Annotated in this window: 13 protein-coding genes and 1 riboswitch; of the genes, 2 read left to right on the top strand and 11 right to left on the bottom strand. The window is 38.7% G+C overall.

Annotated features, from left to right (window positions below; translation table 11 throughout):
- Positions 1-80: 80 nt before the first annotated feature.
- Positions 81-182: riboswitch (purine riboswitch) on the bottom strand.
- A gap of 174 nt (positions 183-356) precedes the next feature.
- The 6 genes from eno to deoD all read right to left on the bottom strand — a co-directional run bounded on the left by eno (position 357) and on the right by deoD (position 7,387).
- On the bottom strand, positions 357-1,652 hold the full coding sequence (eno, locus tag AAG186_RS06850; RefSeq protein WP_161637560.1) for a phosphopyruvate hydratase: 1,296 nt from the start codon (positions 1,650-1,652) through the stop codon (positions 357-359).
- A 50-nt stretch (positions 1,653-1,702) separates the two neighbouring features.
- Positions 1,703-2,446 carry a triose-phosphate isomerase gene (gene tpiA / locus AAG186_RS06855; RefSeq protein WP_125163698.1) on the bottom strand — a complete coding sequence of 248 codons (744 nt, stop codon included), beginning with the start codon at positions 2,444-2,446 and terminating at the stop codon, positions 1,703-1,705.
- Between the two features lie 3 nt (positions 2,447-2,449).
- On the bottom strand, positions 2,450-3,649 hold the full coding sequence (locus AAG186_RS06860; RefSeq protein WP_161637562.1) for a phosphoglycerate kinase: 1,200 nt from the start codon (positions 3,647-3,649) through the stop codon (positions 2,450-2,452).
- A 222-nt stretch (positions 3,650-3,871) separates the two neighbouring features.
- Positions 3,872-4,063 carry a heavy-metal-associated domain-containing protein gene (locus AAG186_RS06865; protein ID WP_125163700.1) on the bottom strand — a complete coding sequence of 64 codons (192 nt, stop codon included), beginning with the start codon at positions 4,061-4,063 and terminating at the stop codon, positions 3,872-3,874.
- Between the two features lie 16 nt (positions 4,064-4,079).
- The gene (locus tag AAG186_RS06870; protein ID WP_342621474.1) at positions 4,080-6,536 is read right to left on the bottom strand and encodes a heavy metal translocating P-type ATPase; all 2,457 of its coding nucleotides are present in this window, start codon (positions 6,534-6,536) and stop codon (positions 4,080-4,082) included.
- Positions 6,537-6,667: 131 nt separating this feature from the next.
- The gene (deoD, locus tag AAG186_RS06875; protein ID WP_013853271.1) at positions 6,668-7,387 is read right to left on the bottom strand and encodes a purine-nucleoside phosphorylase; all 720 of its coding nucleotides are present in this window, start codon (positions 7,385-7,387) and stop codon (positions 6,668-6,670) included.
- 222 nt (positions 7,388-7,609) lie between these two features.
- Here deoD and AAG186_RS06880 point away from each other — a divergent pair, with 222 nt between their 5' ends.
- Entirely contained in the window at positions 7,610-8,332 is a 723-nt protein-coding gene (locus AAG186_RS06880; protein ID WP_342621475.1) for a TetR/AcrR family transcriptional regulator, read from the top strand.
- Positions 8,333-8,353: 21 nt separating this feature from the next.
- Here AAG186_RS06880 and dcuC read toward each other — a convergent pair whose 3' ends face one another.
- From dcuC to AAG186_RS06905, 5 genes are all read right to left on the bottom strand, one after another.
- Positions 8,354-9,733, bottom strand: a complete 1,380-nt coding sequence (gene dcuC, locus AAG186_RS06885; protein ID WP_161637408.1) for a C4-dicarboxylate transporter DcuC — start codon at positions 9,731-9,733, stop codon at positions 8,354-8,356.
- A 20-nt stretch (positions 9,734-9,753) separates the two neighbouring features.
- Complete coding sequence (rihC, locus tag AAG186_RS06890) at positions 9,754-10,683, bottom strand: ribonucleoside hydrolase RihC (RefSeq protein ID WP_342621476.1); 930 nt, start codon at positions 10,681-10,683, stop codon at positions 9,754-9,756.
- Positions 10,676-11,602, bottom strand: coding sequence for a ribokinase (locus tag AAG186_RS06895; protein WP_125163704.1), 927 nt, complete (start codon positions 11,600-11,602; stop codon positions 10,676-10,678). Before AAG186_RS06895 ends, rihC begins: the two co-directional genes overlap by 8 nt.
- The gene (locus AAG186_RS06900; RefSeq protein ID WP_161637410.1) at positions 11,592-12,017 is read right to left on the bottom strand and encodes a GNAT family N-acetyltransferase; all 426 of its coding nucleotides are present in this window, start codon (positions 12,015-12,017) and stop codon (positions 11,592-11,594) included. Before AAG186_RS06900 ends, AAG186_RS06895 begins: the two co-directional genes overlap by 11 nt.
- A 119-nt stretch (positions 12,018-12,136) precedes the next feature.
- Positions 12,137-13,126, bottom strand: coding sequence for a LacI family DNA-binding transcriptional regulator (locus AAG186_RS06905; RefSeq protein WP_161637411.1), 990 nt, complete (start codon positions 13,124-13,126; stop codon positions 12,137-12,139).
- 194 nt (positions 13,127-13,320) lie between these two features.
- Here AAG186_RS06905 and AAG186_RS06910 point away from each other — a divergent pair, with 194 nt between their 5' ends.
- Positions 13,321-13,677: a carboxymuconolactone decarboxylase family protein gene (locus AAG186_RS06910; protein WP_003774883.1), complete on the top strand. Its 357-nt coding sequence runs from the start codon at positions 13,321-13,323 to the stop codon at positions 13,675-13,677.
- Positions 13,678-13,705: the final 28 nt, after the last annotated feature.

Consider the following 13,705-nt stretch of genomic DNA (forward strand, 5'->3'; position numbering starts at 1 on the left):
GTAATGTCCTCCTCTTCCTCAATATATAAAAAAACTGCCATTATATGTGGCAGAAAGAGACGTGAAAATATCCTATCATGAAGATAAGGCTCTTTTGCCATAGTTTACATCTTTACGGGATGTAAGTAGAAACTTCCGGACCCTATTACCAGAAATATATGGAGTTTTTTCATACCTTAAGACTACCATGGTCCGGTGCAACATGCAAGCCTTGATAACTGCTATTGATTGTCTAAAAGTTATTGAAAACGATATCAAATATTCATTATGAGATTATTGTGTAGCATCTTATCGTTTGGGATGATTCTGTCGCATAAAAAAACTCACTCTTTCGAGTGAGTTTGATCAACGTTTAATTATTTTTTGATGTTGAAGAATGTGTTAGCACCTGAATATTTAGCTGCTGAACCTAATTCATCTTCGATACGGATTAATTGGTTATATTTAGCTAAACGGTCTGTACGTGACATTGATCCAGTTTTGATTTGACCTGCGTTAAATGCTACTGCAATGTCAGCGATTGTTGCATCTTCTGTTTCTCCTGAACGGTGTGAAACTACTGATGTATATCCTGCACGTTTTGCCATTTCCATAGCGTCAAATGTTTCTGTTAAAGTACCGATTTGGTTAACTTTAATAAGGATTGAGTTTGCGATTCCTTTTTCGATACCTTCTGCAAGAATTGCAGGGTTTGTAACGAATAAGTCATCACCAACGATTTGGCAACGGTCACCAATACGATCTGTTAGACGTTTCCATCCATCCCAGTCGCGTTCTCCTAAACCGTCTTCGATTGATACGATTGGGTATTTGTTTAAGAAGCCTTCGTACATATCGATCATTTGATCCGATGTTAATTCTTCGCCACCTGATTTACTTAATACATAAACACCTTTTTCTACATCGTAGAATTCTGAAGCAGCAACGTCCATTGCAAGAACGATATCTTCACCTGGTACGAAACCAGCGCGTTTGATTGCTTCAACAATAACTTCTAAAGGTTCTTCGTTTGATGCTAAGTTTGGAGCGAAACCACCTTCGTCCCCAACAGCTGTAACATGACCTTTTTCTTTTAATACTGATTTCAATGCGTGGAATGTTTCAGCACCCATACGGATTGCTTCTTTAACTGATTTTGCACTGATTGGCATAATCATAAATTCTTGGAAATCAACTGATGAGTCAGCGTGTGAACCACCATTGATAACGTTCATCATTGGAACAGGTAATTCTTTTCCGTTGAATCCACCTAAGTATTTGTAAAGTGGCATATCATAGAAATCAGCTGCAGCAATAGCACAAGCCATTGAAACACCTAAGATTGCGTTTGCACCGAATTTTGATTTATCGGATGTACCGTCTAATTCGATCATTGCTTGGTCAATTAAGTTTTGTTGTGTTACATCAAAGCCAATTAATTCTTCAGCAATAATATCGTTAACGTTAGCAACAGCTTTTAATACACCTTTACCGCCGAAACGTGATTTATCACCATCACGAAGTTCTAACGCTTCGCGTTCACCAGTTGAAGCACCTGATGGTACCATTGCGCGTCCGAATGCGCCTGATTCTGTCGTTACTTCTACTTCAATTGTTGGGTTACCGCGTGAGTCCATGACTTCGCGTGCATAAATATCAATAATACTTGGCATGTTATATCCTCCTGAGCCTCTATTTATTCTTTTATTAACTTGTTAATAAATTATTTAATTGCATCGATGATTGCTTTGAATGAATCCACTTGAAGTGAAGCTCCACCAATTAATGCACCATCAATGTCTTCTTGTGACATGTATTCCTCAATGTTTTCAGGTTTAACGGATCCACCGTATTGAATACGAACTTTATCTGCAACTTCTGCTCCAAATAAGTTTTTAACTTCGTCACGAACTAAAGCACATGTGTTTTGAGCAATCTCAACTGTTGCGCTCTTACCAGTTCCAATTGCCCAAACAGGTTCGTATGCGATCACGATGTTTTGAACATCGTCTGCATTTAAACCACTTAAGCAACCCGCAACTTGTTTACGAACAACTTTTTCTGTTTTATCTGCTTCAAATTCAAATAATGTTTCCCCAACACAAACGATTGGAGTCATACCATTTTCGATTAATACAGCTGCTTTTTTATTAATGTCTTCATCTGTTTCGTTGAAGTATTGACGACGTTCTGAGTGTCCGATAACAACCCATTTTGTGCCAATTTCTTTTAACATTTCAACTGAGATTTCACCTGTATAAGCACCGTTTGCTGCCCAGTGAACATTTTCAGCTGCAATATGTAAGTTTTTAGCATTTGCAATGGATGCTTGGAGTGCTGTGAAAGGCACTGCCACACCAAAGTCTGCTTTATCTGTAACAAATGCATCAACACCTTGAACGAATTCAGTTGCTTCTGCAATCGTCTTATTCATTTTCCAGTTACCAAAGATAATCGGTTTTCTCATGTTTTATTTATCCTGAATTGCTGCAATACCTGGCAATTCTTTTCCTTCCATAAATTCTAAACTTGCTCCCCCACCGGTTGAGATGTGAGTAATTTTGTCTTTGAATCCTAATTGAATTGCTGCCGCTGCGGAATCTCCACCACCGATAACACTCAATACATCAGGAAGTTCTGTAATTGCTTTACAGATTGACAATGTTCCTTGAGCAAATGCGTCAAATTCAAACACACCCATTGGACCATTCCAAACAACAGTTTTCGCACCCTGTAATTCTTTTTCGAATAATTCGATTGTCTTAGGACCAATGTCAAGTCCCATCATATCTGCAGGAATTTCATTTGAAGGCACAACAACTGGTGTTGCATCTGGTGCAAATTCCTTAGCAACCACAGTATCAACTGGCAATACTAATTTATCGCCTGCTTTTTCCATAATTGCTTTCGCTACATCAATACGGTCCATTTCAACAAGTGAAGTTCCGATTTCGTAACCTTTTGCTTTGTAGAATGTATAAGCCATTCCACCACCAACAATAACTTTGTCAGCTACGTCTAATAAGTTTTCAATAACATTAATTTTGTCACTTACCTTAGCACCACCTAAAATCGCTACGAATGGTCTTTTTGGTGAATAGATTGCTTCTGTTAAGAACTTAACTTCTTTCTCAACAAGGAATCCAAGTGCTGAAGGAAGATGTTGTGCAATCCCTACTGTTGAAGCATGTGCACGGTGAACAGATCCAAATGCATCTGTTACGAATAAGTCTCCCAAACTTGCCCAGTATTGTGATAAGTTGTCGTCGCATTTGCTTTCACCAACTTCATAACGTGTGTTTTGCATTAACACGATGTCGCCATCAGCCATAGCTGCAACAGCATCTTCTAACGCACTACCACGTGTAACTGGAACAAACTTAACATTTGTTTCAGGCATTAATTCTTGTAGTCTTACTGCAACAGGTGCCATATCATTTTTAGCTTTGTCTGCTTCAGTTTTTTCTGAATCCTTATGATTTACTTTCCCCAAGTGTGACATAAGAATAACTTTTGCATTGTTTTCTACCAAATATTTGATTGTTGGAAGTGCACCATTGATACGGTTATCGTCTGTAATAACGCCATCTTTTAATGGAACGTTAAAGTCAACACGTACAATGACTTTCTTACCAGCAACATCCAAATCACTGACAGTTCTTTTTGTCATAATTGCCTCCTTATTTACCTTTCCCATTATAACAAATACAAATGGGTTTCTCAATGAAATCATGCGCAGTAGTTTACGCTTTCACACATGAAAACGGTTTAGAACCAATATTTTCACACTTATATGTTTGTTGCTTGTGCAAATCTGTCTTTGCTTCATATAGTTATTCCAATTTAATCCTACTAAATTGCTCTATTTCCACGTGAAAATAAGAAAAACAGGCTATTTTACAGAATAGCCTGCTGATTGAATTGCTTGTTTTGCTGCATGGACGGTATCGTTTGATCCTTCAACCGTTACGGATTTATTGACCAAACTGATCGTATAATCCACACGTGTGTTATCCAATTCTTCTGAAATACGTTTAACGCATCCCTCACACTTCATATTATCCACAAAAATTATATGCTTCATAGTTACCGCCTTTCTCTTATATTTTAATCTTAAAGCGACGTAAACGCAATGCATTTGAAACAACACTTACGGAACTTAGAGCCATTGCGGCACCGGCGATCATTGGATCAAGAAGTGGACCTTGGAATAAGACTTTAAAAACACCCGCCGCAAAAGGGATCCCCACGACATTATACGCAAATGCCCAGAATAAATTTTGTTTTATATTACGCATGGTTGCTTTACTGAGGGCTAATGCATTCACAACATCTTTCAAGTTATCTTTCATCAGCACAATTTTCGCGGATTCAATCGCTACATCCGTTCCAGTACCGACTGCAATCCCAACATCGGCTTGAACCAAAGCGACCGCATCATTAATCCCATCTCCTACCATTAAGACGTTTTTACCGTTACGTTGAAGTTCTTTTATTTTGGCTGCCTTTTCTTCAGGCATCACTTCTGCTAACACATGGTTAATGCCAATTTGATGGGCAATTGCGTGTGCTGTATCACGATGATCACCGGTAAGCATAATGACATCATAGTTCATATCTTGTAATGCTTTTACGGTTTCAATTGATTCAGTTTTAACAGTATCCGCAACTCCAACAATCCCCATTAATGCTGTTTGATCTGAAACATACATCGCCGTTTTACCTTCTTGAGATAAACGTTTCACATCTGCTTCATAACGATCTGTAGAGATATTTAACGAAGCCATCAACGCTTCATTTCCAATTGCAATGGATTTTCCACCAACACTTCCTTGAAGACCTTTTCCTGAGATTGATTTAAATGAATCAATGGCTAAGAATTCTAGATTTTGCTTTTCTAACTCTGAAACAAGCGCGTGTGCTAAGGGATGTTCTGAAGCATTTTCAAGTGAACCAACTATACTTAAGAATTCATTTTCAGGCAAGTTCGTGATGATATCCGTCACGACAGGTTTCCCATGTGTTAAGGTTCCTGTTTTATCGAAAACAACGGTATCAATATGAGCCGCAGCCTCTAATGCTTCCGCTGACTTAATAAAAATTCCATTTTGTGCACCCACTCCGGTTCCGACCATAATGGCCGTTGGCGTTGCAAGTCCAAGTGCACACGGACAAGCAATAACGAGTACCGTTACGAAAATGGTGAGAGCACGTTCTAGATCTTTGGTAGCGATAAACCATAAAATTCCAGAAATAAGCGCAATGACCATTACCACAGGAACAAACACACCCGCTACTTTATCCGCTACTTTAGAGATGGGTGCCTTTTCGTTTTGTGCATCTTCAACCAAACGAATAATTTGGGCAAGTTTTGTATTTTGATCATCAACGGTCACTTCGATGACAAGGCGACCGTTAAGATTCATCGTCCCCATCACAACATCATCATTTCGCGTTTTATCAACCGGAATACTTTCTCCGGTCAACATCGACTCATCGACCGCACTTTCACCTTCTAAAATTCGACCATCCATTGGAATGGATGTACCCGGTTTTACCAGCAGACGATCCCCAATTCGGATTTCATCCGCATCAATCTCCACAACACCATCCTCACGAATCAAAAGTGCCGTTTCTGGTTTAAGATTTAATAAAGCCTTAATGGCACTGGTTGTTTTCGCTTTACTGCGTGACTCCATGGTTTTTCCAAGACGAATCAACGCTAAAATCACCGCCGCAGACTCAAAGTAGAGATGATGTACGAAATGCGCTTCGCCATTTAAAATTTTGAAGAATCCGTAGAAACTGTAAAGCATTGCACTACCGGTTCCAATCGCTACTAAAGAATCCATATTAGGATGCCCTTTAAATAATGTTTTAAAGCCTCTTCTAAAGTAATCACGATTTAACCAAACAATAGGGATGGTAATAACAATTTGGAAGAGCGCATTGTTCAAAGGATTAATATTAGGATCGATAAAGGATGGTAAGGGTAGTTTATAGGTAAACATTTGACCCATCGTAATATGGAGCATGGCAGCCGCTAAGATTAAACTAAAGTAAAGCGCACGATTCTCATTTTGATTTTGGTGTTTTTGAGAATCCGTGGATATCGCTTCAACTTCATCCAAACGGCTTGCGCCATAGCCTTGATTTTCAATGGCTTGTATCATATCCACCAGTTTTAGTTTATGAGGGTCATAAGTCACACGTGCACGTTCAGTCATTAAATTAACACTAGCGGACATAACGCCTTCTAAGTGTTGGAGTACACCTTCCACATTCGCAACACAAGATGCACAGGTCATATCAGTAAGTTTGAGATCAACTGTTTTTTCTTGGACTGGATTGGGGATTTCAAGGCCATAACCTTGATCTTCAACCGCTTGGATTAAATCAGCTTCAGGAATTGTGTTTTGTGACGTAATAACGGCTTGATTGGTAAGGAGATTAACCTCCACATGTTCAACGCCCTCAACACCTTGTAATGCTTTTTCAACTTGGCTTTGACAGGATGCACACATCATCCCTGTTACGTTATAGGTTTTTTTATTCATGATTTCCGTCCTCCTTTATCGTTTACATTTGTAGTTTATCATGGTACTTCTGCGATATCAAGTGGGATGACTACAAATGTAGTTTGATTAGAAATAAAAAAACTCACCGATTATCGATGAGTTTCATTTTTTTAGAATTTTAAAGAAATTGCTGCATCCAACGCAATCTTCATCATATTTGTGAATGAGAGTTGACGTTCCTCAGCTGAAGTTACTTCTTGTGTTACAAATGAATCTGAAATTGTTAGAAGACATGCTGCATGTTTGTTTAATTTCTTAGCATTTGCGAAAAGTGCAAATGATTCCATCTCAACACATGTCACACCATGATTCTTCGCAAGTTCTTGCCATGTAACACCGGAGTCGCGGTAAAAGACATCACTTGAATGAATGCGTCCCTCTTGCATAGGAATCTCTAATTTTTGTGCAGAAGCACGTAATTGATCATTTAACATCTTACTTGGTTCAAGAACATCTTCTTCATATCCAAATCCAACCTTCGCAAATGAAGATTCACTATATGCACTATCTGAAAGAATTACATCATAAACATCAAGTCCTTCAACATACGATCCTGCTGAACCAATACGAATAATTGCTTCAACATCAAATTGTGAATATAGTTCATAAGAATAAATTCCAATACTTGGTTGTCCCATTCCTGAACCCATTACTGATACTTCAACGCCTTCATAGGTTCCTGTATATCCAAACATATTACGAACATCGTTAAATTGTTTCACATCTTTCAAAAATGTTTCCGCAATAAACTTTGCGCGAAGTGGATCTCCAGGCATTAATACAACCTTAGCGATTTGCCCTTTTTCAGCATTAATATGTGGTGTAGCCATAAATATAAATTCCTCCCATTAATTTATTCAATTATAACATAGCCTTCCAAGAGATTCATTACCTTTGGTGTAAAGAACGAAAATGCCAATAATTCACCAACTTAGCAATAAATCCTTAGAATATCGATAAACATTATGAAAAAGCACCAAAAAAACCGTAAACCCACTGTGATTTATTTCTATATGTTATATAATTCACATAGTAAGGAGGTTGTCATGACAATGAGCCATAAAAAACTAAAAAAACAACGAACCATGCTCTATTTTATGCAGGCAGCCAAAGAAATTGTGAATACGGAAGGCATGCAAGCAATCACCATCCGAAAAGTCGCAGACATTGCCGGTTACAACAGCGCTACCCTCTATAATTATTTTGAAAATCTTGATCAACTTATTGCTTTCGCCATGATCCATACCATCACCGATTACCTCAGTGATCTTGAAACCATTATCAACTTAGACCACAATGCACTTGATAAGTATTTATTAATGTGGCGTTGTTATTCCGATTGGTCTTTTAAAGATCCGGAAATCTATACCTACGTATTTGATTCTGAGAAATCTGATGAAATTTTAAGTCATATGGATGCTTACAACGCAACGTTTCCAATGCATAAAACCAAACCCGCAAAACACATCAGTGATCTTGTTTTAGGGCAAGGAATGAAACGGCGTAACCAACTTTCAATAGACCCTTGTGTCGAGGCGGGATATTTTAAAGCCGATGATGTTTCAACGATCGTGAATTTTGCCTATATTATGCATCAAGGGATTATCCGTCGTATTCTCAAAGGATCTTATACAAACGATAAAGATCATGTTGAAGAATTTCTTAATTATTTTATATCCTTTCTTCGAGGGTACGATCAAACACAAAGTCTAACAGCTGATACAGTCACCAAAATCTTAGCCTTTGATATCCATAAAAAAACACATCAACCCTAATCGGTGATGTGTTTTTTGCTTTTAGAATATAATCATTGAAAGTACAAACATAAAGACCGTACCAACAATCATTGGAACCGATGTACGTTTCACAATATCAAACGGTTCTTCTTTTGTAGTTCCTGCAACAATCATTACCACGGCAGATACCGGTGAAACAGCACGTAGTAAGTTTCCTGCAAGCCCCATTGGCACAGTCACCGCAAATGGACTAATGCCCGCTGCTGCAGCAAGAGGAACCATAAGCGGTACCATTGCATAGAAGAGTGCCATTCCACTACCACTCAAGAGGACAATCAGTGCTGTAAAGAGTACAAGAATCAGTGGTAAGACAAAGCCTGAAGCTTGAGTTGTTTGCATTACCGTTTGAAGTTGGGTAATTAGACCAATCGCTTTAAGACCATTCACAAAGGTTGAAGCAGCAACAAGTAAGACAACAATCCCCATTGCATTTCCCATCCCTTTAAAGAAGGATTCTGTAGCTGTTAAGACTTTATTTCCATCACGATGACGTATCAGTTCGCACGCAATCGCAATGATAAAGGACATCATCGATACCACTTCAACAGATAAGTTCAAGGTTGATCCTGTGATTGCATTAATTGCAAAGACAACAAGTAAAATTAAGATTGGTAACAAGGGAAGCAATGTGTAGACAAATTTATAAAGCCCACTGCCTTCAATTTGCTTGGGTGCTTCTACATTCAGAACAACCTTCTCTTCACCACTTGCTACAAGTTTTTTATCACAGTATTTTTGCCAGAATGTATGTGCGAGTGCCATCACAAGAAGTGTTGGTACGGAAACAATTGCATGATGTTGGAAGACATAGTCTGCAACAGGCATTCCAAGTTCCGCAGCAATCGCAACGTTATCTGCACCTAATGGTGTAGGCATAACCGTTGCCGTTGTCGCAATAATTGCGGCTGCAGTTAATGTTGACATCCCTGATTCTTTTAAAACTGGATACAAGGTTGCAAGCAAAATAATGGATAAATTGGATGCACTTGGAATTACAAGGGATAACAAGTTCCCGAGTAAGAATACAATTGGAACCAAAACGTATGCTGATTTTATGCCTTTGAGGGGTTTTGTAAGGGTATTAACCGTTACCTCATTTGCACCAATCGCATTCATATAAGCCGTATAACCACCCAATACAAGAATCACAAACCCAGAACTTGGGAGTGTTTTCTTAAATTGATCGATAATCGCAAGAAGTGGATCAACTAAGATATGAACCGGTTCTTCAATAACCGCATTCCCCATCATAATTGCTACCATCATGAGTAAAATACCAACACCAAACAACGTAATCTTAATATCGAGTTTTTTAAGAAGCATGACAACTACGATTGCGACTGCAATCAAGCCTGCTCCATACATAACAAATGGACTCATAACCTTCATTCTCCTTTATATTAGTTTTTCGTTTGACACTTTTGAATTGATTCGAGGAACCATGTTTTAAATAGATCCGCATCGATATCAGTCGTAACTTTCGCATTTGCGGGCTGACCACAATATCCTTTTAGGTCTACCACGGTAGCCCCTGATGTATATTCCCCTTGGGTCTCAATACCTACAAATGTCTCCACCACTTCAAACATTTCTGGTTTAAGTAAGTATGCAATCGCACAACTGTCATACATCTTTAAACCAACCTTAAAGCTTCCACCGCGATAGGTTTTAAATAAGTGATAAAACATATTTCCAACAGGATTCATGTCCTTAATCAATGCAGAATCTTCCGGATAAACAAGGGCTTTAAGACCTACATCAAGACCTGCCATCACAATATTTAGACCACTTTCAAAAACAATCTTCGCAGCTTCTGGGTCTACTTTAATATTAAATTCAGAATAGACACCCGCATTACCACGTCCGACACTACCACCCATTAATACCACTTCATCAATGCGTTCAATGACCTCCGGATATTCTCGAATTAATAAAGCAATATTGGTTAGTGGACCAATTGGAACAAGTGTAATTTTCTCCGTACTGTTCATAATGACCTCATACATTGCCTCTACCGCATTTTTATCGAGAAGCAAACTTCGATCTTCCTCAGGGAAATCATAACCATCCATCCCCGTTTTACCGTGTACACCACTGGCATCAATCGGTTCTCTTAGTAAGGGACGGGATGCACCCATGGCCACTGGAATTTTTTTACCGTAGAAGGGCAGCAGCTTTAAGGTGTTTTTCGTAACCTTCTCAATACTTACATTTCCTGCAACCGTTGTAATCAACTGAACATCCAGTTCTTCTGAAAATAAAGCGATTGCCAGTGCAACGGCATCATCAATGCCTGGATCTGTATCAATGATAATTTTTCGTTTACTCATCATTTCCTCCTTGGTTCATAAAATCTGTTAATGCTTCAAGTGTGGGAAGTGCTTCTTGAGCACCTTGTTTTGTACATGCAAGGGCACCTGCAGCACTTGCATAGGTTAATGCTTTTTGAAGATTCCATTGCTTACTAAGACCGTATAAGAACGTTCCAATATAAGCATCGCCTGCTCCCGTTGTATCTACTACATCTACTGCATAAGATGGGATGATATCAACGTGATCTTTAGAAATACAAATACTTCCCGATCCACCTAAGGTAAAGACAACCGTCTTAACACCTCGTTCACATAAGGTTGTAGCCGCACGCTTACAATCCTCAAGATCATGAGGGAAGATCTCTGTCAAAATTTCACTCTCTGATTGATTTACCACAAGGTAATCTATTAATGGATAAAAATCTTCGTTCATCACTACCGCAGGGGCTGGATTCACCACCGTTGTCATTCCCAAGGTTTTTGCTTGTTTGAGACCTTCATATACGGCATAGAGTGGAACTTCAAATTGAGTTAAAAAGAAATCCTGGTTTGATCCCTGTAGGGCTTCATGAATGCGTGGAACACTAATATTCGCATTCGCACCTTGGTTTATAATTATGCGATTATCGTGATCTGTTTTTAAAATCATCGCAACCCCGGTATGTTCATCATCACTAAGAAGAACATGATTTGTATTAACCCCAAAATTATTTAAAGCATTTAAGGCAAGTTGACCATGATAATCCCGTCCAACACTTCCAATTAGAAATGTAGGGGCGCCCAGATTGGCACATGCCGCTGCTTGATTACCACCCTTACCCCCAATTGCTTCAAAATAATCATAGCCAGCAATCGTTTCACCCTGTTGAGGGACACGATTCGCGGAAATCATCAAATCCGCATTAATACTTCCAAGTACATAGATCTTACTGCTCATAAAATAACACCATCCCACTTCCTAGTTCTTCAGTCGGTCTTGTGATAAAACCATACTGAGCATAAAACGCTTCAACACCTGGCGTCGCCATGAGACCTACATAAGCACCTTGACAGGCAACCCGTGCAAGATACTTAAAGATTGATTGCATCAGTAAATCGCCACAGCCTTGATGTTGATATTGCGGATGTACGATGACATCCTTGAGAAAGAACACAATCCTTCCATCACCGACCAGTCGGGCAATGGCAACCGCTTGGTCACCATCAAACACCACAACATCGTATAAATCATGATCAAGCGCCATCTGAATATCCTCTAAGGCATATGCTTTAAAGTTACAGACTGAATGCATCGCTTGATAAAGCTCCGGAGTAAGCACGTTCTCTTTAATTTCAAATGCTTGTTTCTTCATGATTAAGCGCTTAACCTCCTTGTGATTCTAGTTTACACCGCTTTGTAACCGCTGTCAATAGTTTTAGATTAAGCGTTTAACCTAAAACTCAAAAAAAACATGAATCCGATGATTCATGCTTATTGAACAAGTTCCGGTTTTAACACAGTATCGACTTGATAGCTTTGATCTTCTATTTGTTTAAGCAGCTGTTTGCATGCATGCATCGCTAAAACGGAAAGATCTTGAGAGACAGAAGTTAACGGAATCCCAAACATTTCTGATTGTTTTAAATTATCATACCCCACAACTTTAAGGGTTTTCTGAGTCAGTCCAGCTTCATCCATCGCCTTAAGCAATCCGTAAGCCATGAGATCATTACATGCAAAGACCCCATCGATGTCTTTACGTGCTACGACATCCTTTCCGAAAACATACCCTGTCTCATACCGGTAATCCCCTTCATAACGGTTTTTCTTTGAAATCGAATATCCGGATTCTTTTAAGGCACGAAGATGACCCTCATAACGTTGACGCCCACCATAGGTAAGTAAAGAACCGGTAAAACATGCAATGTGTTTACAACCCTGTTCAATAAGGTATTGTGTCGCCAGATACCCACCATATTCATTATCGTAAGAAACTTGATTCGTTTGAATGTTTTCAAAAATGCGGTCTACCAACACAAAAGGAACCCCAATCGAATCCAACTCCTGCTGTACATCCGCATTCACACGGTATGCATCCAAAGCAGGACAGAGAATTAACCCATCAACTTGCCGATCTTTAAGTTCTTTAATAAGCGTGCGATCATTTTCAACATGATCATCACTGTTGACCATAAAAACGAGATATCCCTCTTTACGTAATAAATCTTCAACATGTTTAGAAAATGATGAAAAATAGGGGTTTTCAATATCTGGAATAATTAAGCCGATTGTTTGCGTTTTATTCGTAGAAAGACTGCGAGCAACATAATTTGGTCGATAATTTAACTCTTCCGCAATCCGTTTAATCTCTGATTTCTTAGCTTCTGAAATTCGTGAGGGCGCGTCATTTAATACTAAAGAAACGGATGCTTCTGAGACATGCGCTAACTTCGCAATATCTTTAAGTCTAACTTTTTTCATACTCCCCCTCCATTCTTACTACTATTGTAACTGATATTTTATTCATGTGAAGAACCTTTTACACAATCAGTCTTAGATTGTTTTATTTTTCATAAGTATATCAAATATCTGCAATTCAAAAAAAGTATGGATAAAACAATTGAAGATATTTCTTTTTGTGTTAGCATGGACATATACATACAGGAGGAACGATCATGGCACAATATGATGTTAGAGAAATGTATAAAGCTTTTACAGGTGGTTTAACTGAATTATCACGTACACAACGCGAAGGTGTTGGTGCGTTTATGAATCTTTTAGGAAAAAGTTATGCTCCTGGAGCATTAGATCCTAAAACGAAAGAATTAATCAGTGTTGGGATTGCGGTGTATAACCGTTGCGAATACTGCATTGTTTACCATACACATGAAGCATTAAAACATGGTGCAACACGTCCAGAAATTGAAGAAGCTGCACTTGTTTCTGTTGCATTTGGTGGTGGTCCAAGCATGGCTTATACGGTAACACTCCTTAAAGAAAGCCTTGATGAATTCGAGAAAGATTTTAAATAATTATAGAAAAGCCCACATCTGCTGATGT

Origin of the sequence: Erysipelothrix sp. P66 (genome assembly GCF_038682365.1) — a bacterium.
GTDB lineage: Bacteria > Bacillota_I > Bacilli_A > Erysipelotrichales > Erysipelotrichaceae > Erysipelothrix > Erysipelothrix piscisicarius.